Annotated in this window: 20 protein-coding genes and 1 pseudogene; 9 read left to right on the top strand and 12 right to left on the bottom strand. The window is 63.0% G+C overall.

Annotated elements, in window-relative coordinates; genetic code table 11:
- Positions 1 to 71: 71 nt before the first annotated feature.
- The 7 genes from V1293_RS28655 to V1293_RS28625 form a co-directional block, all read right to left on the bottom strand.
- Entirely contained in the window at positions 72 to 494 is a 423-nt protein-coding gene (locus V1293_RS28655; RefSeq protein WP_334514178.1) for a c-type cytochrome, read from the bottom strand.
- An 86-nt stretch (positions 495 to 580) separates the two neighbouring features.
- A complete protein-coding gene (locus tag V1293_RS28650; protein WP_334514177.1) occupies positions 581 to 874 on the bottom strand; it encodes a GYD domain-containing protein in 294 nt (97 codons plus the stop codon).
- A 32-nt stretch (positions 875 to 906) separates the two neighbouring features.
- Positions 907 to 1,308: a cytochrome C oxidase subunit IV family protein gene (locus V1293_RS28645; protein ID WP_334514175.1), complete on the bottom strand. Its 402-nt coding sequence runs from the start codon at positions 1,306 to 1,308 to the stop codon at positions 907 to 909.
- A 9-nt stretch (positions 1,309 to 1,317) separates the two neighbouring features.
- On the bottom strand, positions 1,318 to 2,040 hold the full coding sequence (locus V1293_RS28640; RefSeq protein WP_334514173.1) for a heme-copper oxidase subunit III family protein: 723 nt from the start codon (positions 2,038 to 2,040) through the stop codon (positions 1,318 to 1,320).
- Positions 2,041 to 2,050: 10 nt separating this feature from the next.
- Positions 2,051 to 2,755: a cytochrome c oxidase subunit 3 gene (locus V1293_RS28635; RefSeq protein WP_334514171.1), complete on the bottom strand. Its 705-nt coding sequence runs from the start codon at positions 2,753 to 2,755 to the stop codon at positions 2,051 to 2,053.
- The gene (locus V1293_RS28630) at positions 2,752 to 4,527 is read right to left on the bottom strand and encodes a cbb3-type cytochrome c oxidase subunit I (RefSeq protein ID WP_334514169.1); all 1,776 of its coding nucleotides are present in this window, start codon (positions 4,525 to 4,527) and stop codon (positions 2,752 to 2,754) included. The genes V1293_RS28635 and V1293_RS28630 overlap by 4 nt, the downstream gene beginning before the upstream one ends.
- A 75-nt stretch (positions 4,528 to 4,602) precedes the next feature.
- Positions 4,603 to 5,436 (bottom strand): cytochrome c oxidase subunit II, encoded by an 834-nt coding sequence (locus V1293_RS28625; protein WP_334514167.1) that lies wholly within the window; start codon positions 5,434 to 5,436, stop codon positions 4,603 to 4,605.
- 537 nt (positions 5,437 to 5,973) lie between these two features.
- On the opposite strand from V1293_RS28625, the gene V1293_RS28620 reads away from it, so the two are divergent.
- On the top strand, positions 5,974 to 6,882 hold the full coding sequence (locus V1293_RS28620; protein WP_334514165.1) for a DUF2189 domain-containing protein: 909 nt from the start codon (positions 5,974 to 5,976) through the stop codon (positions 6,880 to 6,882).
- A gap of 427 nt (positions 6,883 to 7,309) precedes the next feature.
- Here V1293_RS28620 and V1293_RS28615 read toward each other — a convergent pair whose 3' ends face one another.
- Positions 7,310 to 8,497, bottom strand: coding sequence for a DUF2125 domain-containing protein (locus V1293_RS28615; RefSeq protein ID WP_334514164.1), 1,188 nt, complete (start codon positions 8,495 to 8,497; stop codon positions 7,310 to 7,312).
- Positions 8,498 to 8,608: 111 nt separating this feature from the next.
- On the opposite strand from V1293_RS28615, the gene V1293_RS28610 reads away from it, so the two are divergent.
- Positions 8,609 to 9,214 (top strand): gamma-glutamylcyclotransferase, encoded by a 606-nt coding sequence (locus tag V1293_RS28610; RefSeq protein WP_334514162.1) that lies wholly within the window; start codon positions 8,609 to 8,611, stop codon positions 9,212 to 9,214.
- A gap of 359 nt (positions 9,215 to 9,573) precedes the next feature.
- Positions 9,574 to 10,284, top strand: coding sequence for a class I SAM-dependent methyltransferase (locus V1293_RS28605; protein ID WP_334514160.1), 711 nt, complete (start codon positions 9,574 to 9,576; stop codon positions 10,282 to 10,284).
- A gap of 274 nt (positions 10,285 to 10,558) precedes the next feature.
- Here V1293_RS28605 and V1293_RS28600 read toward each other — a convergent pair whose 3' ends face one another.
- The 3 genes from V1293_RS28600 to ftsE form a co-directional block, all read right to left on the bottom strand.
- Entirely contained in the window at positions 10,559 to 11,275 is a 717-nt protein-coding gene (locus V1293_RS28600) for a YdcF family protein (RefSeq protein WP_334514158.1), read from the bottom strand.
- Positions 11,276 to 11,350: 75 nt separating this feature from the next.
- Positions 11,351 to 12,322: a cell division protein FtsX gene (locus V1293_RS28595; protein ID WP_334514156.1), complete on the bottom strand. Its 972-nt coding sequence runs from the start codon at positions 12,320 to 12,322 to the stop codon at positions 11,351 to 11,353.
- Entirely contained in the window at positions 12,315 to 12,974 is a 660-nt protein-coding gene (ftsE, locus tag V1293_RS28590) for a cell division ATP-binding protein FtsE (RefSeq protein WP_334514155.1), read from the bottom strand. The genes V1293_RS28595 and ftsE overlap by 8 nt, the downstream gene beginning before the upstream one ends.
- Before the next feature lie 246 nt (positions 12,975 to 13,220).
- Here ftsE and V1293_RS28585 point away from each other — a divergent pair, with 246 nt between their 5' ends.
- Together V1293_RS28585 and V1293_RS28580 are read left to right on the top strand one after the other, a co-directional pair.
- Complete coding sequence (locus V1293_RS28585) at positions 13,221 to 14,108, top strand: MJ0042-type zinc finger domain-containing protein (RefSeq protein ID WP_334514154.1); 888 nt, start codon at positions 13,221 to 13,223, stop codon at positions 14,106 to 14,108.
- Positions 14,109 to 14,149: 41 nt separating this feature from the next.
- Positions 14,150 to 14,525: pseudogene (locus V1293_RS28580) on the top strand (response regulator).
- Between the two features lie 157 nt (positions 14,526 to 14,682).
- Here V1293_RS28580 and V1293_RS28575 read toward each other — a convergent pair.
- On the bottom strand, positions 14,683 to 17,325 hold the full coding sequence (locus tag V1293_RS28575; RefSeq protein ID WP_334514153.1) for a TIGR02302 family protein: 2,643 nt from the start codon (positions 17,323 to 17,325) through the stop codon (positions 14,683 to 14,685).
- Between the two features lie 164 nt (positions 17,326 to 17,489).
- Between V1293_RS28575 and V1293_RS28570 the strand changes: the two genes are divergently transcribed.
- The 4 genes from V1293_RS28570 to V1293_RS28555 all read left to right on the top strand — a co-directional run bounded on the left by V1293_RS28570 (position 17,490) and on the right by V1293_RS28555 (position 21,780).
- Positions 17,490 to 17,870: a carboxymuconolactone decarboxylase family protein gene (locus V1293_RS28570; protein ID WP_334514151.1), complete on the top strand. Its 381-nt coding sequence runs from the start codon at positions 17,490 to 17,492 to the stop codon at positions 17,868 to 17,870.
- 160 nt (positions 17,871 to 18,030) lie between these two features.
- The gene (locus V1293_RS28565; protein WP_334514149.1) at positions 18,031 to 18,939 is read left to right on the top strand and encodes an NAD(P)-dependent oxidoreductase; all 909 of its coding nucleotides are present in this window, start codon (positions 18,031 to 18,033) and stop codon (positions 18,937 to 18,939) included.
- Positions 18,940 to 19,110: 171 nt separating this feature from the next.
- Positions 19,111 to 20,622, top strand: coding sequence for a L,D-transpeptidase family protein (locus tag V1293_RS28560; RefSeq protein ID WP_334514147.1), 1,512 nt, complete (start codon positions 19,111 to 19,113; stop codon positions 20,620 to 20,622).
- Positions 20,623 to 20,769: 147 nt separating this feature from the next.
- On the top strand, positions 20,770 to 21,780 hold the full coding sequence (locus V1293_RS28555; protein ID WP_334514145.1) for an N-acetylmuramoyl-L-alanine amidase family protein: 1,011 nt from the start codon (positions 20,770 to 20,772) through the stop codon (positions 21,778 to 21,780).
- Positions 21,781 to 21,791 lie beyond the last annotated feature (11 nt).

Here is a 21,791-nt window from a genome sequence, read left to right as displayed (position 1 = left end):
GGTACTCAAAAAGCCATCGGTTGCAGAACACTCTTGTCAGGCAGGCAGTCCGCTTTCACCGGCTGCGCCTGTTACTGGACCTTTGCGAGCTTGCTTCCGGCAGGGACAATCCCCGCCTTCTTTCCCGTCGCATCGAACTGCTTGAGGTAGGCGACGATGTCGTCAATCTGCTTTGGATCTTTCAAGCCTGGAAAAGTCATTTTGGTGCCGGGCACCTTGGCTTTCGGATCCTTGATGTATTCGCGGAAGGTTGCTTCATCCCAGGTGATTCCGGAATTCTTGTTCGCGGGTGAATAGCTGTAGCCTTCAATCGTCCCGGCCTTGCGCCCGAAAAGCCCATTGAGCACCGGGCCAACTGCGTTCTTTGCGTTCTCGCCGATCTGGTGACACGCCTTGCATTGGACGAAAATCTTCTCGCCGGAAGCCGCATCCTGGGCATACCCAGGAACGATTGTGAAGATTCCGGCTCCGAGCACGAGAATGAAACTGCGCATCTGACGGTCTCCATGGCCGACAAGGAATATGGTCGCGCAAACCGCAGCGACTATTGTGCCAATCGGCAAGCGTAGCCTTGTACCGACTAGCCCAGCGAGTTGATGACTTCCCGATAGGCGGCTTCAGGAAACGCTTTCAGCGTGCGTGTCCGGATGTTTCCCAGCATGCCCAGCTGCAGATTGAAACGCGCCGCCACAGCATCGTCAGGAGCTTCGTAGATCGCGACCATGTCGTAGTCGCCCATGGTAAGGAAGAAGAGCTTGAACTCGCCGCCCATATCCTTGAGCGCCTTCTTGGCTGTATCCAGACGACGAGGCGAGTCCTTTACCTTCTGGATGCCCTGGTCGGTCCAGTTTGCGAGCATGACGTATGTGGTCATGACCTCCTCCTTCTGATGCGAGGTGGCAGCATCTAAGTCGGTGACGTGAAGAACAGGACACGGATGAGGTGCGTGTACTCGGATTCGAACACCATGATGGCGACGAACACCAGCACCAGCACCGGCGGCAGCAGGATGGCATAGGCGAGCGCCAGCCGCTCCCATGCCATGTGCATGAAGACGGCGACGATCAATCCGGCCTTCAGCACCATGAACAGCAGGATCAGCGACCACCTGAGATAGCCGTGCAGGCCAAAATAGTCGACGAGATAGGAGCCGGTGCTGAGGACGAACAACCATCCCCAGACCACGAGATAGAGCTTGATCGGGTGCTGCTGCCCCTTTGTGTGCGTGGCTGCAGCCGCGACTGCCTCATGCACATGAGTGTGAAGCGAAGGTTGTTGGACTTCTGCATAGGTTGCCACGTTTGTCATGCGCCGACCTCACCAGAGATAAAAGAAGGCAAAGATGAACACCCACACCAGATCGACGAAGTGCCAGTACAGTCCGGTAATTTCGACAATCTCGTAATGGCCTTTCCGGCTCGTGAAAAAGCCGCGTCTTTCGACATCGAAGTCGCCCCGCCAGACCTTTCGCGCAATCGCGATCAGGAAAATCACGCCGATCGTCACGTGGGTGCCGTGGAAGCCGGTGATCATGAAGAAGCTTGAACCAAACTGCGCCGCGCCCCACGGGTTTTCCCAGGGCCGGACGCCCTCCATGATCAGCTTGGTCCATTCGAACGCCTGCATTCCGACGAAGGTTGCGCCAAATGCCGCCGTGACCAGCATCAAGATGGCGGTTCTGACGCGATCGCGGCGGTAGCCGAAATTGACGGCCATCGCCATCGTCCCGCTGCTGCTGATCAGGATGAAGGTCATGATGGCGATCAGGATGAGGGGGATATGGTGCCCCGCAATCTCGAGAGCGAACACCTGACTAGGATTCGGCCACGGCACGGTCGTGGACATTCGCGCGGTCATGTAGGAGAGCAGGAAGCAACTGAAGATGAAGGTGTCGCTCAGGAGGAAGATCCACATCATGGCCTTCCCCCAGGAGACATTCTTGAATGCGCGCTGATCCGAGGACCAGTCGGCAGCAATGCCTTGCCAGCCGGCAGCCCGCGCAGGCGATTCTCCAGGGTTTGTCAGCAAAGTCCCTGCCATCTGGTCTCTCCTAACTGAGCAACCGCCGACAGATGTCGACGAAATCGTCCGTCCAGCCCGTCAACAGACCAAGCAAGACCAGCCAGACCAACAGCAGGAAGTGCCAGTAGATGGCGCAGAGCTCCACGCTCAGGCGCACCTGGGGCATCTCGGCGCCACGCCACACCTTGGCAGTCGTTCCGCCGAGCGCCACCAGGCCGCCCATCAGGTGCAACCCGTGCGCCGCGGTGATCATGTAGAAGAAGGAATTGGCTGGATTGGACGCCACGAAATAGCCCGCGGCCCTCAGCTGTTGCCACGCCAACAATTGCCCCACCAGGAATGTAACGGCGGATGCGCCTCCTGCGCACAGGCCGACGATTACACCGTCCATGTTGTCCCGGCGCGCGGCCATGTATGCCCATTGCAGCGCGACACTGCTCAAGACCAGGACGCCGGTGTTGACCCACAGCAGCCCTGGCACGGGCAGTGTCCGCCAGTCCACCATGTTCATGCGCATGGAGTAAGCGCTGATGAAGAGCGCGAACAGCGAGCCGGCGACGGCGAGAAATACGCCCAGTCCGATCTTCGCTGCGGGCCAGGTCATCGCGTCCGTGCCGGGGAAGTCACCAATCGCACCTTCTTCCAGCCAGGGCTTGGCCGTCAGCCGTTGCTGCGAGAGCCACCATCCGACGATGACCGCGACCACCGCCATGAACAGCACAATGGCGCTCACGGCGCAGTTCCCTGCAGGGCCGGCGTCGCCCGGGGCTGGTTCTGCGGAATGAAGTCCTGCGCGGCACCCGGCACGCTGTAGTCATACGCCCATCGATAGACCACCGGGAGCTCCTTGCCCCAGTTGCCATGGCCGGGCGGGGTCTCCGGCGTCTGCCACTCCAGAGTTGTCGCCCGCCATGGGTTGCCACCTGAAGGCCGGCCCTTGAACAGGCTCCAGGCGAGATTGAACAGGAACACCATCTGGGCGAAGCCCACGGTCAAGGCCATGACGGTGATAAAGGCGTTGAGCGTATGGGTCGATGACGGGATGAACGCCGCTTCGCCGATGTCGTGATACCGGCGCGGAACTCCGAGCAGTCCAATATAGTGCATGGGGAAGAAGATCAGATAGGCGCCGAGGAACGTGACCCAGAAATGAAACTTGCCCAGCGCGTCGTTGAGCATCCGTCCCGTTACCTTGGGGTACCAATGATAGATCGCGCCCAGCACAACCATGATTGGCGCCACGCCCATCACCATATGGAAATGCGCGACGACGAACATGGTATCCGATAGCGGGACATCCACGACCACGTTGCCGAGGAAGAGGCCGGTGAGCCCGCCGTTCACGAACGTAATGATGAAGCCGAGCGCAAACAGCATCGGGACGGTGAGATGGATGTCGCCGCGCCACAGGGTCAGCACCCAGTTGTAGACCTTGATGGCGGTCGGGATGGCGATGATCAGCGTCGTGGTGGCGAAGAAGAACCCGAATTTCGGGTGCATGCCGCTCACATACATGTGGTGCGCCCATACGACGAAGCTCAGCGCGCCGATTGCCACGATCGCCCAGACCATCATGCGATAGCCGAAGATGTTCTTTCGCGCATGCGTGCTGATCAGATCCGAAACGATGCCGAAGGCTGGCAGGGCGACTATGTAGACTTCGGGATGGCCGAAGAACCAGAACAGGTGCTGGAACAGGATCGGGCTGCCGCCGCCATACTTCATCTGCTGCCCCATCTCGACGAGGGAGGGCATGAAGAAGCTGGTTCCCAGCACGCGGTCGAACAGCATCATGACGGAGGCGACGAACAGCGCAGGGAAGGCCAACAGCGCCATTACCGTGGCCGTGAAGATGCCCCACACCGTCAGCGGCATCCGCATCAACGTCATGCCGCGGGTGCGCGCCTGCAGCACCGTCACCACATAATTCAACCCGCCCATGGTGAAGCCGATGATGAACAGGATCAGCGAGGACAGCATGAGAATGATGCCATAATCCTGCCCGGGGGTGCCGGACAGAATCGCCTGCGGCGGATACAGGGTCCAGCCGGCGCCGGTGGGCCCGCCCGGCACGAAGAAGGCCGACGCCAGCACCAGGACGGCGAGCAGGTAGACCCAGTAGCTCAGCATGTTCACGTAAGGGAAGACCATGTCGCGGGCGCCGACCATCAGCGGGATCAGGTAGTTGCCGAACCCCCCCAGAAACAATGCCGTAAGCAGGTAGATCACCATGATCATGCCGTGCATGGTGATGAACTGGAGATATTGATTTGCATCGATAAAGGAGAATGTGCCGGGAAATCCCAATTGCAGCCGCATCAGCCACGACAGCACCAAGGCCACCAACCCAATGGCCGTCGCTGTGAGCGAGTACTGGATGGCGATGACTTTGGCGTCTTGCGAAAAGACATACCGCGTCCACCAGCTCCTGGGATGATAGAGATCAACCTCCGCCACTTCGGCAGGCGGGACGTCGGTGACGGCATCATACGGAACATCGACCATAGAAATACCTCCTCGGCCGCTTCCATCGGGGGTGAATGAATCGGTTCACGCACCCGATCTATCTGCGCAGCGGCACTACTTCTCGCCGGGCTTGTACGTCGCCTTCTTAACGGCGTTCCGGCGTGACAATTCTGCAAACGTCTGCTGCTTCTCCAGCCAGGCGTGATACTCGCTTTCTTCCTCGATGATGACCTTGGCGCGCATCTGCGCGTGCGCAGCGCCGCACAACTCGGCGCAGAGCACATCGAACGTTCCAGTCCGGATCGGAGTCATCCAGAAATAGGTGACCATGCCGGGGACCATATCCATCTTGGCCCGGAACTCAGGCACGTAGAAATCGTGCAGGACGTCGACGGAGCGGAGCAAAACCTTGATCGGCTTCCCGACCGGGAGGTGCAATTCGCCACTTTCGATCACGACGTCGTCTTGCCCGTGCGGGTCGTCGCGTTTCAAGCCCATTGGATTGTCGGGACCGATGTTGCGGACGTCGGTCGTGCCCATCCGGCCATCCTTCCCCGGCAGGCGGAAGCTCCATTGCCACTGCTGGCCCATGACTTCGATCTCGGTGGCGTCCGCCGGCACCGTGACGAACTGGTGCCAGACGAACAAGCCCGGCGCCAACATGGCCGCGACGCCGATCGCGGTCCCGATGCTGAGCCACCACTCGAGCTTCTTGTTTTCCGGATTATAGTGCGCCTGTCTTCCTTCCTTGTGATGAAAGCGGAAGACGCAATAGGCCATGAAAGCGATCACGGCGAAGAAAACGACGCCGGTGATCCAGAAGGTGATGCTGATGGTGTGGTCGATGTAGCTCCAGTTGGTGGCGATCGGCGTCCACCACCACGGGCTGTAGATGTGAAACAGCACCGAGCCGACTGCGACCAAAAGCAATATGATGGCGACAACCATCCCTCGCTCCTTCTTGCCATTAAAGGCAACGGAGACGTATCAGAGGTTAGAGCTCGCATCTGTCTCGATGGCCGACTTCACATGCGCCATCGCAGTGCGTCTTGCCTCACTCATTTGACCGGTCGCGACATCAAAACGGGCACGGAGCACACGTTACGACCGCTAATTATCGGATCCGGGCATCTGTTAATTAAGATGATACGCGTCGCGCCGCGCGTCAATAGATCAATAAAGAACGTTGGGATGCACCACACTGGTGCCTGCACAATCGCTCGACGATGACGCAATGCACCAAATGATCGCTGGCGTGCATAATTCACCCAACCGCGACCGCTATTTTCATGAGTGCTATTTGACGCCAATCGCGCTAAGCTTATTGGGGGAGTCGCGACAAGTTTCGTCCGGTTAAGCTCCTTTTCGATGAACTTGGGTTTGCCGTACTCGGCTCGACCGCGACTCTCGCACATCAATGCGGAGACACGCGGGTTGCGGCGCGTCGTTTTGACCGCCGCTCTGCGAGCACGGGAGGTTGTGTCCATGGCCACCACGTATTCTGACAGCATCGCAAAGTTTGGACGGCACGTTTTCGGCGACGCCGCCACATATCCCATTCGCAAGATCGAACTATCCGACCTGGGCGAGGCGTTGCGCCTCGGCTGGGAAGACTTCAAGGCCATGCCAAGTCACGCCGTTGTGGTGTGCGTGATCTATCCCGTTCTCGGTATTGCGCTGTTCAGGATGGTCCTTGGCTATTCGATACTGCCGCTGCTGTTTCCGCTGGCGGCAGGGTTTGCCTTGCTTGGACCCTTTGCCGCGATTGGTCTTTATGAGCTCAGCCGCCGCCGCGAGCGCGGCGAGGATGTCGGCGTATGGGATGCGCTTCACGTGCTGCGCGCCCCGGCTTTCGGCGCCATGATCGAACTCGGCGTGCTGCTGCTCGTTCTGTTTGGAGCCTGGATCGGCGTAGCGAACGCTATCTACGTCACAATCTTCGGCCACGCACCGGCTGCGAGCATCCCCGATTTCGCAACGCGCGTGCTGACGACGCCGGAAGGATGGTCGCTCATCATCGTCGGTTGCGGCGTTGGTTTTCTGTTCGCGGTCATTTCGCTGTGCGTCAGTGTCGTGTCGTTTCCGTTGATGCTCGACCGGCACGCCACTGCGATAGACGCCATCCGAACATCGCTGCGGGCTGTGATGATGAATCCGGTTGCGATGGCCGGATGGGGGCTGATCGTCGCGGCGCTGCTGGTGATCGGTTCGATACCGCTCTTCGTCGGTCTCGCCGTCGTTCTGCCGGTGCTCGGCCATGCCACCTGGCATCTGTACCGGAAGGTGGTGGAGCCGGATCCCAACCCTCCACAGGAGGAACCCCGCCTGCGGAAAGGACACCGCTACGCGGCGGATTTCCCGGCCAATCTCTTCCCGTGGAGCCGCGAGCGCTAGCTCGCAATGATTGAACGGATCCCGGAGGCTAGAAGCCGGTCCCCGATACCAACAGAATGGCACCGAGTGCCATAAGGAAAAGGCCCGGCCAATTCGTTCCGAGCCCCAGGAATCGCAAGCTGCGCCGTGGCGGCTCCAAAGTATCGCGAGCGGGCCGGGAGGAATCCCGGCCACTGAGCGGTCCCCGCCAAATAGCCGTGCGTGCCAAGTACAGGATTCCGCCGATAACGAGGAGCGCGCCAAGTCCCGTCAGGAACATTCTCGCCTCTCTATTTGTCGCTGCCCCGCACAATACAACCGGACTCAAGCATCCAGGCTCGAAAACGTTCCGGCCAAGCGCTGTAATTCAGCAGGTCGCTGTCTGACTTGAGTCCGGAGTGCAAACCAAAGCGGACGTCCATCGACCACTCTGAATTGGGCTGGCGTCCTAGAACAGCGGCGGCACCTGCCCTACTTTCAGCGGGCCTAAAAACACCGCGCCGTCGACGAAGCGCAGCGGAAAGGCGCGCGCCTTCTTGCCTTCCAGCTCCGCCTCCTTGCCGAGCGCATTGATGCCCGCAGCGACGCCGGTGTTGGCGTTCTGCTTGACGACCTTGCCCAGCCCCGGGATCGCCCGGTCAAGCGCGCCGAATAAATTGTTGAGGTCTTGCGATTTCACGCCAGGCGCTACGCGATCGAGCGTTGCCTGCGGCACGCCCTCCTCCAGCATCTTTTCGATTCCGAGCGCCGGAATCACTTTCTCGATCCCCGCCACCGTCATCTGCAATTCGCCGTCGATCCGGCCCTGGGCGTTGACGCTCAACGTGCCCGCGGCGATCGAGACCAAATCGCCCTGCTGAACCCGCGAGCGCACGACCTCGACACGGCCGCCTGCCGCCTGCAACTCCCTGAACCGTTCCGGCCAGGGCTTTGGCGTGAAATCCTTCAAGCCGCTCAGCCTGGTTTGAACGTCGACATCGAACGGCGCAGCCAGCAGCGGGTGCACTTCCTGCACGCTGCCGCCCGATATCTGCAACACGGTTTCAATGACGGGATTGTACTGCGCAGAGCCTTCGGCGAACCGGCCGTGCAGTTCGAGATGGCCGGCGCGCGCGAGCGGCGTCTCGACCGGTCCGTTGACGCGGTCGATCGAGGGATTGTCGAACACGATGGAAGCGCGCTGCGGAATGTCAGGCAGTCCGCTGACGCTGCTGCGGCCGGTGGTCCAGTTCACCTTCAGCGACGGCGGCTGACCGCGATCGGCCAGCGTGGCGGGCGCCTTGAATTCGGCGATCAAGAGTTTCGGCTGGTAGATCTGCGCGATCACCATGATCTCGCCGAGCCGCGCGGTGAACGGCGCCTTCGCTTCCGCCGTCTGCGAAACCAGCGCAACGCTGGCGTCGTCGCAGCGGACTTCGAGGCGGAACGGAAAGCCCGCGACCTCGCGCTTGCCGCACGCATAGACCCGGCCGGATTTGGCTTCCTGCGCGGCCCATGCGTCGGCGCGGACGCCGACTTCGGACGCAGCATAGAACCAGAACGCGCTCCATGCCGCGGCGGCGGCGACGAGCAGTGCGGGCATGATGAAGAGGCGCCACAGCGGGCGCCGGCGCGGCGCGGGGGTCATGTCAGGCATGCGGCGTCCTTTGGCTAGCGATTTTGTCAAATGTAAGCATCCGCCGATCACAAACAAAAGGCATTGATTTCACTTCGCTTTGTCGTTCGGTTCTGGTAGCGGTGCGAGGGCATGTCCGCGACTGATCTCAACGATACGGAATTCTCGACAGGCGACCTCTGGGTGTTCGGTTACGGCTCCCTGATGTGGCGCCCGGGCTTCGAATTTATCGAACGGATTCCGGCGCGGCTGATCGGCGAACACCGCGCGCTGTGCGTCTATTCCTTCATCCATCGCGGCACCCCGGAGAAGCCGGGCCTCGTGCTCGGGCTCGACCGCGGCGGCGCCTGCCGCGGCGTCGCGTTCCGGGTCGCGGAAAAGAACAGCGCCGCGACCATCGCCTATTTGCGCGAGCGTGAGCAGGTCACCTCGGTCTACCGCGAGGTGAAACGATCGGTGTGGCTGGAGAACGAGGCGCGCCAGCGCGTCAGCGCACTCGTCTACGTGGTCGACCGCGGCCATGTGCAATATGCCGGGCGGCTGTCGCCGGCAGAGCAATTGCGCCATGTGCTGCAAGGGCACGGCCAGTCCGGCGTCAACCGCGACTATGTGCTGGCCACCGTGAAGGCGATCGAGGCGGAAGGTTTTCGCGATTCCCAATTGCACCGGCTCGCGGCGATGCTGCACGATTCGCATGCGCTTCATACACCCGATCGGGACGCCCAAGACGCATTCTAGATTGGCTCGTTCCGAGTACGCGAAGCGCCCGCGCTTTATTCCCCAATCCCTGGAGCCGCCAAGGGTCGCCCTGAAGACCGTTGCCAGTTCTGGAACAAATTTCGCTCGTCGATAACGGCTGACGCACCAGGGAGCGCCCGTCCTGGCGTCTACTGCCTGATAGCTAGCCTATACCTGCAAAATTGTGAGTGACCCTGGCAATCGCCAGTATTTCGCATTCGCTGTCTTGATCGTTTCGGCCATCTATTGCTCGCTGTTGAGTCGTGATATTGGATTCGATCTCTCGGCAGTTGAGGTCACTTGTTATGAATGCGCGCAGCCAACGAATACAATGCCCGCTCTGCAAAGCGGGGAACTTCTTGCTCAAGTTCGAGATGGAACGCGGCGGCCAAACATTCAAAATCGTGTCGTGCCGCGAGTGCCGCTTCGTATTTGTGGCCGATCCAGAGGCAGACACAGCCAATCACATTGACATCGACAAGATCGACTGGGCTTTCCGTCCTCGGCACTTCCAGATCAGGCGGTTACTCCTCGCGCACCTGACCGCAGGGCAGCAGGTTCTTGAGATAGGATGCGGCCGGGGCGAGGTCGGATATCTGTTGCGGCCAGATCCAATCCAATACGTTGCCTATGAACCAGCGCGCGGACTTTCCGACTTCGGCATCAGGGCCGGCATTCCCATTGTTCAGCACACATTCAACGGCGAGCAGACGGCAGACGCCATAGTAATCGACAATGTACTGGAGCACGTTGCTGAACCGGCAAGGATGCTAGAGACCGCAGCAGCCTCACTTAACCCCGGTGGGCTCCTCATTGTCATCACTCCGAACTTGGACGACATCCGCGCCATCTCACCCACCTGGCGAAAGCGAAACCTCTGGGTACCGCCCGACCATATCAACTACTTTTCCGCACGGGACATCGAAAGCATGTTCGAGCGTGTCGGACTGAAGGCAAGGCGCTTCAAGTTCTCACCACTTTCCTTGAAGGACTGGAAGTTTTTTCCTCGCGCCGCTGCGGAAACGCTTGGACTTTCGATTTTCGGGCACAATGTGTACGCCACTAAATAATCAACAGGGTCTGAGAGGCCAGCACGCATCGATCGCGGTGGCTTGCCGGCCCTCTCGTTGAGAAAGCTCGTGTACTGGACCAGCATTCCATGCCGAAGCATCGCAGCGGGATGGATACCGCCTATGAAGATTGCCATCTAAAGGCGGCACATTGCCGAGGCATGCCTGGAGGCTGAATGCCGCCCCAACTATCTCGGCGGCTCGAATCGGTCGTGCGCCGCCCGCTGCGCGAAGAAGGTTGGAGAGACCGCGGACTACGTCGACGGAACGAAGCTCAGTTGGCCTGTGCCGTCGCCGGCCGGCGCGGCGCTTGAACAGGCTGATCGGAGAGTTCGGGCACGAGATCGATGCCGGCGCCGGCCAGCCGCACGCGCACCTCGGCTGCGACATATTTCGCGTATTCCGACAGCAACAGACGCAGCGTCGCGCCGCTGGTCCACCACGGCTCGTCGCGCCATCGGTCGCCGACCACCGCGAACGGAATCAGCGTGACGTCGGGCATCGCATGCGCCAATTCCAGGATGGCGCGCGGCATGTGGTAGTTCGACGTCACCACGATCAGCGACTTGAAGCCGCGCTCGCGGGCCCAGCGCCGCGTCTCCGCGGCATTGCTGCGCGTGTTGACGGCCGAACGGTCGAGATCAACGCAACAGCGCAACAGCAGCGACTGGTTGTCGGGCAGCGAGCGGGAAATATCGCTCACCGCGTTGGTCGGATGCACGCCCGAAATCAACAGTCGCTTGCCGTAGCCGCCGGCCAGCAATTCCATCGCATCCGACACCCGCGACGAGCCGCCGGTCAACACCACGATCCCGTCGGCGTTGCGCGCCGGCTTGATTTCAACGCCGCGCAATTGCGAGAGAAAGGCGATGAAGCCCACGGCCGCGCCGACGAACAGGATCGCCATGGCGCCGACGATGACCGCGCGCAGCCATCCACGCTGCCGTACGGCCGGCGCTCTCGGCGCGCTATCGTCGTGCTGCAAAGCCATATGGTCCGGCGATCCTCTTCCCACGCACAATTCTAGAAGGTTTTTACGCGAAGTGGAGTCCCGGCCCCACCCCGCTCAATCGATGTCGTCCAGCGTGGCGAACAGCGTTCGTCGCGACGCCCAGGCGGTAATGGCGGCGATCGCCACGGCCTGTACCGCGAGCGCCAGATAGCCCGAGGGCGGCAGCGAAAACGTCCCCAGCAGCGCTGCGAATTGATCGCCGACGGGGGTGCCCGAGAACCAGGCGGCGATCGATTCGGAGAAGCCGAAACCCAGCATTGCGGCGCCGCCGCCGATCACCCCGCCCTCCAGCCCTAATCTCAGAAAATGCCGCAGGAAATGGTTGGCGATATAGCGGTCGCCGGCGCCGACGAAGTGCAGCACCTCGACGATCGGGCGGTTCGCCGCCATCGCGCCGCGGGTCGCGAACGATACCGAAATGATCGTCGCCGCGATCACCAGCACGAGGATGCCGATGCCGGCAAATACGGTCGCTCCGGTCATCGAGCGCATGCGCTCGATCCAGGCGCGGTGATCGTCGACGCTCGCCGACGGCGCCACCTGCGTCACCGCCTTGCGCAACCCCGCGAGGTCCAGCGTTGTGCCGGGCTGGACACGCGCGACGACGACGCGCGGCACCGGCAACTGCTCGATCGACAGTCCGCTGCCGAGCCAAGGCTCCAGCAGTCTGGCCGATTCGTCCTTGCTGAACGGCTTGACCTGGACGATGCCGGGCTGCGTCCGCATTGCCTCCGCCGCCGCGGTCACGTCGCGCTCGAGATCGCGCCCTGTCTGGGGGCGCACCTGCATGGTGATTTCGCTGGCGACTTCCGACTGCCATTCCGCGGCCGATGCGCTGACGAGCAGCACGGTTCCGGTGGTGATGGAAGCGAGGAACGTCATGATGGCGACGACGGCGACCAGCGCGCGGCCGGAGATCGACGCCCGCGGCACGATCGGCGACATGTTGCGCGCGCGCGCCGGCACCTGCGGGCGCTCGGTCCCGAGATCCACCAGCGGCCCATGTTCGTCCCCGACTCTACTCATAGATGTGCAACCGTCCCTGGTGCAGCACCATTCGCCGCGCCTCGTACTGGTCCATCAGCGTGATGTCGTGGGTCGCGATGATCACCGCGGTGCCCAGCCTGTTCAATTCGATGAACAGCCGCAGCAGGCGCCGGCCGAGCGTCGGGTCGACGCTGCCGGTCGGTTCGTCCGCCAATAGCAATTGCGGCCGCGAGATAACCGCGCGCGCGATCGCGGCGCGCTGCTTCTCACCGCCCGACAGGATCGGCGGCAGCGCATCCATGCGCTCGCCGAGGCCGACCCACCTCAGCAGGTCGATCACCTCCCGGCGATAGCTGGATTCTTCGCGGCCCATCACGCGGAACGGCAGCGCCACGTTCTCATAGGTCGTCATGTGGTCGAGCAGGCGAAAATCCTGCAGCACGATGCCGATCTTCTGGCGCATGTTCGCAACCTGATCCTTGCCGAGCAGCGAGACGTCCTGGCCGAACAGGTTGACCAGGCCGCGCGTCGGCCGAATCGACAGAAACAGCAGCCGCAGCAGCGAGGTCTTGCCCGCGCCCGAGGGGCCGGTGAGAAACTGGAAGGAATGAGCCGGAATCATGAAGGAGAGGTCGCGCAAAATCTCCGGGCCGAGCCCGTACCGCAAACCGACATTTTCGAACCGAACCAAGCTCAGCTCCGCTCGACATGCGCCGTGGCCGAGCTCCGCTCGGCGTGGGCAGTGGCCGAGCTCCGCTCGGCGTGGGCAGCGTCCCCCGGACTTGAACCTGAACCTGGACCCGAACCTGAACTTGGGGGTCGCAGCTCGCTGGTTTGGGTACTAACCGGACAAAACGGTTTTGCGACCGTTATGGTTTCCGATTCGTTAACAGTCGCTATGTAGCATCCGGGCAAAGTCACGGTAGAGATGGGCTCCATGCATATCGTTTGCCCCCATTGTACAACATCTTACGCCATCAATCCGGCCACCCTCGGCGCCACCGGACGCGCTGTTCGCTGCTCGCGCTGCAAGGAAACCTGGCTGGCGCGGCCGGAGGACGCGGTCGAATTGGCCGCCGCCGTGCCGACCGCAATGCCAAGTTCGGCGCAACCGGCCCCGCCGGCCGCTAACGATGCCGCGGCGGCCGAATCGGAGGCGCTGGCGCGCGAGGAAGAGGGGCAGGACACCCCGCTGGTCGACAGCCCCTCGATTTCGGCCGGCTGGCCGGCCGAAGGCGAAGGTTCGCAACCAGGCGGCGACAGCGACTGGCCGTCGGCCGCCCGGCAGGATGCGGAGGACCATCAGGAGATCCCGGTCACCACGCACCGCCAGCGGCTGGCCCGTCTGTTCCGGCTGCCCTCCCTGCCCCGCATCCCCTTCATGCCCTCCGTCGGCCTGCCGACCGCCTGCGCCGCGATGGGCGCGCTGATCCTGGCGCTGATGATCTGGCGCAGCGACGTGGTTCGGCTGCTGCCGCAAACCGCCACGTTCTACACGATGGTCGGGCTGGAAGTGAACCTGCGCGGGCTGGCGTTCAGGGACATCAAGGTCTCTAACGAGACCGTGGACGGCAAGCCGGTCCTGGTCATCGAAGGCACGATCGTCGGCGAGACCAAAAAACCGGTCGAATTGCCGCGCCTGCGCTTTAGCGTGCGCGACGCGCAGGGCACGGAGATCTACGCCTGGAACGCGGTGCTCGAGCAGCCGGTGCTCAAGCCCGGCGAGCGCGCCTACTTCAAGTCGCGGCTGGCTTCGCCGCCGCCCGAAGGCCGCAATATCGACGTACGCTTTTTCAACAAGCGGGATCTGGCCGGTCAGGCCTGAAGGAAGGCCGCCCGTTCCGCTGAGGCGAGAGAGACGACTTCATGACACGCGTGCTGATTGCAGACGATGAGGATTCCATGCGCTCGCTGGTGGCGCGCGCCATCGCCATGGACGGCCACGAGACCGTCACCGCCGAGGACGGCGCCGAAGCGCTCGATATCCTGACCCGTGAACGCGGCGCCTTCGATCTGCTGCTGACCGACATCCAGATGCCCGCTGATGGACGGCATCGCGCTGGCGCTGACGGCGGCGCGTGATTTTCCCAACCTGAAGATTTTGCTGATGACCGGTTTCGCCGATCAGCGCGAACGCGCCTCCGGCCTCAACGCCATCGTGCACGACGTGGTGACGAAGCCGTTTTCGGTGCACGACATCCGTACGGCTGTGGCAGATGCGCTGGCGGCGGGGAAGGCCTAGCCGGATCCCAGCCTTCACTCGTCGTCCCCCGCGAAGGCGGGGGATCCAGTACGCCGAGACCTCTCGATTCGATTGCTGATGTCTCTGGAATACTGGATCACCCGCCTTCGCGGGTGATGACAGTGTGCATGATGATGGTCGGTTGAGCCGAAACCCCTCAATAATCCTTCAACAGCCGCTCGATGTAATCGAGTTCGATCTGCGGACGGGACGGATCGGCGAGACGGCGGCGCAGTTCTTCGAGGATCCGGCGCACCCGCTGCACGTCGATCTCGCCGGGGATCTTCACCGTATAATCGTCGGTGAATTCGTTGTGGCGCATCGGCCGTCCGAGCGGATCGGTCGAGTTGGCCGCGCCCTGCTGGCGGCCTCTCGGATTGCCGGGGCCGTCGCCCGGCTGATCGCCGTCACCCTGCTGCATGGCCTCGGCGAGGCTCTGGGCGCCCTTGCGCAGCGCTTCGAGCGCGCGCCCCTGCGAGTCCACCGCGCCGTCGGCATTGCCTTCGCCGAGCCGGCCGGTGGCGTCGCCCATCGCCGAATCGGCCTGATCGAGCCCGTCCTCGCCATCGCCCTGGTCGCCGCCTTGACCCTGCTGGCCTTGGCCCTGTTCGCCGCGCTGGCCCTGCTGACCTTGCTGGCCCTGCTGGCCGCGCTGTCCCGGCCCCATGCCACGCTTGGCGAGTTCTTCCTGCAATTTCTTGAGCCGGTCGCGCAGGCCCTGCTGATCCTGCTGCAGATCGCCCATGCTCTGGTCGCCCTGCTTGCCGCGGTTGCGGTCGCGCCTGGAATCCTGGCCCTGCTTGTAGGTCTTGTCGCGCAATTGCTGCTGCTTGCGGATCATGTCGCCGAGTTCGTTCAGCGCCTGCTCCATGTCGTCGCCGCCCTGGCCGGGCTGCGCCATCTGCAGGTTTTCCAGCATCTGCTGCAGCTGTTCCAACAGCTGCCTGGCGGCTTCCTTGTCGCCGGAACGCGACATCCGCTCCAGCCGGTCGAGCATGCTCTTGAGATCGTGCTGGCTCAGCATCTTGGTGTTGGGATCGAGCGGGCGCGCCAGTTGCTGCGGATTGTTGCGGAACTGCTCGGCGAGCTGTCGCAGGAAATTGTCCAGCGCGGCGCGCAGATTGTCCGTGAGCTTCTTGATCTCCTCGTCGGTGGCGCCACGCTCCAGCGCCTGCTTGAGCGCCTCCTGCGCCGCGCGCAGCGCCTTGTCGACATCGCTGATGTTGCCGTCCTCGATGGTGACGGCAAGCGCCCACAGGCTGGCCACGACCTCGCGCAGCGCAGCGTCGGTGCGCGCCGCTTCCAATTGCCGCGACACGCTGAAGAGGCCGAGATAGTGACCAGTCTCCGGCGTGAACAATTCCGGCGCGATCATCAGCGCATCGAGCGCGGTATAGACTTGCGCATTCTGGTTGGCGTCCAGCGCCAGGATGCGGCGCTGCTCGATCAGGGCGCGCGCCAGGGGTTTTGTGAACAGCCGCTCCGGCAGCCGCATATTGAAAGGCTCGCTCTTGCCTTCATTGCCGGCCTCGTCCTTGGCCGTGAGCGTCAGCGTGACGTCGGCGCCGGCGTAAGGGTCTTCGCTGAGGTCCTTCACCGTCTGGCCGACGCCGTTGCGGGTACGCGCATTCGGCAGCACCAGCGGAAACTGCGGCGGCTCGAACAGCGGCCGCGGCTCGGCCTTGTCGGCCTCCTTGGCCTTGCCGTCCTTATTGCTTTCCTTGTTAGTTTCCTTGTTAGTTTCCTTGGCCGCATCCGCGTTGCGGGCGGCGAATTGCGCGCGCGCTTCGGTGACGCCGTAGTCGTCCTCGAGCTTGTAGGACATCTGCAGCGAACCGCGGGCCTGGCGCTCCGGATCCTTGGCAAGGGAGATGCTCGGCGCGCGGTCGGGCGTGGCGGCGAACCGCCACAGCGGCTGGCCGGACGGCGCGCGGACATGCGCGGTGCCGTCGCCCGTGATCTTGAAATGCCGTTCGTTGGTGCCCTTTGGAGCCTGCTCGCTCGGCGCAACCTCGGTCACGCCGCCGCCGACCACGACGTCGATGCTGCCGCCGCTGGAGCGCACCAGCAGCGTGCTGCCTGACGGCACCGGCAGCGGTGCTGCGCTATCGGGCGAAGCCGCATCCCTGTTGGCGGCGGACAGGATCACCGGCGGCTTGCCGGTATAGGCCGGCGGGGTCACCCAGGCGTCGACCCGGACGTTGGCCGGCGCCAGCACGCCGTTCCAGTCGAACGCGGCGGCAATTCGCAGCGCGCGCTCATCGCCGGCGGCGAAATAGGCGGCAGCCAGCATCACCATGACCAGCGCGCGCAGCGCCCACGGATCGTGGATCGGAAGCCGCGGCGAAGGCAGCCCGGCGCGAATCCGCTTGATCGAGGCCAGCGTGCGCTCGCGCTGCTCCCGCCACAGCGCCTGCGCGATCGGGTCCTTGGTTGAGAGCGTATCGGTCAGCGCGGTCGCCGGGCGGTGGCGAATGCCAGTGCCGCGGTCGAGCCGACTCAACGCCTCTTCGCGGGTCGGCCAGCGAAACCGCGAAAGCGGGAACAACGCCGCCAAGGCCAGCAGGATAAACAGGCCGATGCCGATCGCGCGGGCAACGAATGGCAGCGCCAGCCACAAACCGGCCCAGGACGCCACCAGAAACAGTCCGACGACGCTCAAAATCCGGGCGAAGCTCGGCCAGGCGCGCTCCCACGCAATCGCATATTGAGCCCGTTGCTGGGCCTGCGTCAGTTGAAGCCGCGCGAAGGCATCCGGCTCGCGGGCGGATTTCGTGGGGTCGGGGGGAGCGCCGTTCAACAATCTCTCCGGGTTGTCGACAATCAGCCTAGCACAACGGCGGCAATGAGGCACCTGTTCCCGGGGTAACCCACACCGGGAAATACGCATAACACGAAGGCGTGACTGCCGGGCTTTAGCCCCGTAACGTCGGCCCCGAACCGTAAAAATTACGAGGAAACGTCATGGACCAGAAGACACACGACAAGGGGCTGGAAATTCGCAAAGCGGTGCTCGGCGAGGCCTACGTCGACAACGCGCTGAAGAACGCCGACAGCTTCAACAAGCCGTTCCAGGAACTCGTCACCGAATATTGCTGGGGCGCGGTGTGGGGCCGCGAGGAGCTGCCGAAGAAGACCCGCAGCATGCTCAACCTGGCCATGATCTCGATCCTCAATCGTCCGCACGAATTGAAGGCGCACATCAAGGGCGCGCTGACCAACGGCGTCAGCCGCGACGAGATCCGCGAGATCTTCATGCAGGTGTCGATCTATGCCGGCATCCCAGCCGGCGTCGACAGCTTTCGCATCGCGCGCGAAGTGTTTGCGGAGCTCGATAAGGGCTGAGAGCACATCGAAATAAGAACAAACCGTTTCAACCGTCATTGCGAGCGAAGCGACTTGTCCACCGTAGCTTTAGCGAAGGCGGAAGCAATCGAACTGAGGTGCGCTTCCGCCTTCGAGCTACGGCGGACAAGCCTCGCAATGACGAATACGAGGAGACACCATGGAACTCGGATTCATCGGCCTCGGGAAAATGGGCTTCCCGATGGCGCGTCGGCTGATCGAGGCGAAACATCAGCTCACCGTTTTCGATACCCGCAAGGAAGCGACCGACGAGCTCGTCGCGCTCGGCGCGCGGGCTGCATCGTCACCCAAGGACATCGCCGACCGCTGCGAAACCGTGCTGGCGAGCCTGCCGTCGCTGCAGGCCTCGCTTGAGGTTGCGACCGGCCCGGGCGGCGTGATCGAGGGCAAGCGCGTAAAACGCTTCGTCGATCTCTCCACCGTCGGCTCGCAGATGGCTGCACGGATTCACGGCTTGCTGGCCGCGAAGAACATCGTGCAGATCGACAGTCCCGTCAGCGGCGGCGTCGGTGGCGCCGAGAAGGGAACGCTGGCGGTGATGGTATCCGGGCCTCGCGCCGATTTCGAGGTGACAAAACCGGCGCTCGACGTGATCGGAAAAGTGTTCTTCATCGGCGAAAAGCCCGGATCTGCGCAGACGATGAAACTCGCCAACAACTTCCTGTCGGCCACCGCCATGGTGGCGACGTCGGAAGCCGTGGTGATGGGCGTCAAGGCCGGGCTCGATCCGGCCGTGATGATCGACGTGATCAACGCCGGTTCCGGGCTCAATACCGCGAGCCGTGACAAGTTTCCGCGCTCGGTGCTGCCGCGCAGCTTCGATTTCGGCTTCGCTACCGGGTTGATGGTGAAGGACGTGCGGCTCGCGCTGGAGGAGATGAAATCGCTGGGGCTGTCGATGGAGGTCGCCGAAGCGGTCGGGCGCTTGTGGGAAGTCATCATCCGCGACGAGGGCGCGGAGTCGGATTTCACCGCGGCGATCAAGCCGATCGAAAAGGCGGCAGGCGTCGTGGTCGGCGGCGCGAAGGGCGGCCACGCGGCGAAGTAGCGCAGGCGATCGCTTTCTGAGCTGGCCCGTGACGGGCGGTGGTGCGGTGCGCGACGCGGGTCCATGCGCATTTGTGGGGTTCCAGATTGGCAAGTCCGACCGAATGGCGTTACGTTCTGAATATACTTGAGTACAAACTGGCGTTGATCTGATCGATCAGTTGGGACGCGCATGACGTCTCGTTGCGTAATTCCGGAGTGCAAGCAGAAGCGGCTGCTGCCCGCCTATCTTGCCGTTTCGGCTCTGGCCGTGCTGATCGCGGCGGCAGACGGTGCCGCCGCCAGAAGCGGTCCGGGCGAACGCCCGATCGAGTCCATTCAGTCGCGCAGCGCCGGTGAGCCGACCATGGCGATCGTTTCGCTCCGCAGCCAGCGGATCACCGTCTACGATTCCAGGGGATGGATCCTGCGCGCGCCGGTCTCGAGCGGCACCAAGGGACGCGAGACGCCCGCCGGCATCTTCAGCGTCATCCAGAAAGTCGAGGAGCACTACTCGAACCTGTATGACGACGCCTTCATGCCGCACATGCAGCGCATCACCTGGTCGGGCATCGCGCTCCATGGCGGCGTCCTGCCGGGGCGTCCGGCGTCCCATGGCTGTATCCGGCTGCCCTTCGACTTCGCCGAACGCCTGTTCGGCGCGACCGCGATGGGCATGCGGGTGATCGTGGCGCCAGGCGATGTGGCGCCTGTTGAGATTGCCCATCCGCTGCTGTTCCAAGCGAAGCCCGGTGCCGCCGCCCTCGCCGCCGCCCGTACCGCAGAGGCGCAAGAGGCGGCGAAGAATGCGGTCAAGGTGAGACTCGCCGCGGTTACCGCCTCTCGTGAGGCCACGCGGGCCACGGCGCCGGTGCGCACGGCGGAAAATCTGAAGCTCAAAGCCGAAGCGCAATTGGCGGCCGCCGAGACGGCACTTGGCTCTGCCGTCTCGGCGGAGACAAAGGAGCAGGCTGAGGGCGCCAAGGTGCAGGCGGCTGCCAGGCTCGCCGAGCTGCAGGCGCAATGGGACGCCGCCAAAGCGGATCTGCAACTGAAGCTCGATGCCGTCACGTCTGCGCGCGAAGCCGCCGCCGCAGCGGAGACCGAGCGGGCCGCGGCAGCCGAGGCGGCCCGTCAGGTCGCGCGCGAACTCCTGCCGGTATCGGTGTTGATCAGCCGCAAGACCCAGCGGCTTTATGTCCGGCAGGCATTTGAGCCGGTCTTTGAAAGTCCGGTCACGATTGCAGACCCCGATCGTCCGATCGGCACGCACGTCTTCACCGCGATCGAGCGCACGACCGACGACGCCAACTTGCGATGGAGCGTCGTCTCATTGCGCGGCGGAGGCGCGCCGGGCGACACGGCTGAGTCAAAAGACCGCGCGCGCGGGAGCAGCGGTCGCGACATTGAGCCGGTACCGACGGACCCGGGCAGCGCAAAGGCCGCGCTCGACCGCATCGCCATTCCGCAGGACGCATTGAATCGCATCGCAGGCATTGCGCCGCGATCCTCGCTGATCGTCACGGACGAGGCGCTGAGTTCGGAAACCGGCAAGGGAACGGAATTCGTGGTGCTGTTGAGCGGCGAGCCGCAAGGCGGCATCAAGCGGCGGCGGCGCAGTCCGGGGAGCGACTTCCGCTACGCATACCCACGCAGCCAGCCTTTCGGGCGCTCGCCTTTCGGGAGTTCCTTTTTCACCTGGTGAGCCCGTTCTTCTTTCTACCTGATGAGCCCGTTCTTTGCGCGGCACCCCGAGGCTGCACCCAGGCACCCGATGACCTGAAATCGGCGTCACCGCCCCCTTCCGGTATCGCGATCTCTACTGCTATGATGCCCTTCGGGAGGGGCAGGCATGAAGCGCCGCGAGTTCATTTGTGTTCTCGGCAGAATCGCTTGCCCCCGCCGCCGCACCATCATCGGCGCTTTGGCGGCAATGGCGCTCCTGCCGATCGAGGTCAGCGATGCCGGCTGGCTGTCGGATGTCTTCAAAAGCTCGTCAAAGCCGGCCAAATCGGCAAAACAGGCCAAATCGCCGAAGCACGTCACGTCGCGCAAGCCGGCCACTTTGGCGAAGCCTGCCGCCGCGCCAAAGCGCCACACCGTAAAGCTTGCCGCGCTGGGTCCGGTCCACTTGAGCCCTGCCGCTTTGAAACCGGTCGCAGCCCGTTGCGATCCCACGAAGTTCCGCATCGTTCTGGACGTGGGACATACCGCCGAATCGGAAGGCGCAATCAGCGCCCGCAACGTCTCCGAGTTTGTCTTCAATCTGCGCCTTGCGAAGCGGATCGAGGAGAAGTTGAAGGCCGAAGGCTTTGCTCAGACCAAATTGCTCCTGACCGAGGGCAAGGCCAGGCGCAGCCTCGTCAAACGCGTCGCTGCCGCCAACAATCTGCCCGCGGATCTCCTCCTGTCGATCCACCATGACTCCGTGCCCGACAAATTCCTCGAGGACTGGGAATTCGGGGGAAAGAAAAGCCACTTCAGCGACCGCTTCAGCGGTTATTCCGTCTTCGTCTCCCGCAACAATCCGGATTTCAAGACGAGCCTCTCGTTCGCCGAACTGATCGGCAAGGAAATGAAGGCGCAGGGCCTTGAGTATGCCACGCAGTATACCCAGGCCATCATGGGCCGGCACCAGCGTCCGCTGCTGAACAAGGAAACCGGCGTCTATCGCTACGATGAACTCATCGTGCTGAGAAAGACCCGGATGGCTGCCGTCCTGCTGGAAGCTGGCTCGATCATCAACCGGGACGAAGAACTCAAGATGAGTTCGCCTGAGCGGCGGGACATCATCAGCAGCGGCGTCACCGCGGCCGTGAAGGAATTTTGCGAGCCCAGATGGGCCATGCTCGGTCCGCTCTGATGGCGGGGTGA

The organism is Bradyrhizobium sp. AZCC 1693 (assembly GCF_036924745.1).
Lineage (GTDB): Bacteria > Pseudomonadota > Alphaproteobacteria > Rhizobiales > Xanthobacteraceae > Bradyrhizobium.
This window is presented reverse-complemented; position numbering and strand designations above follow the sequence as displayed.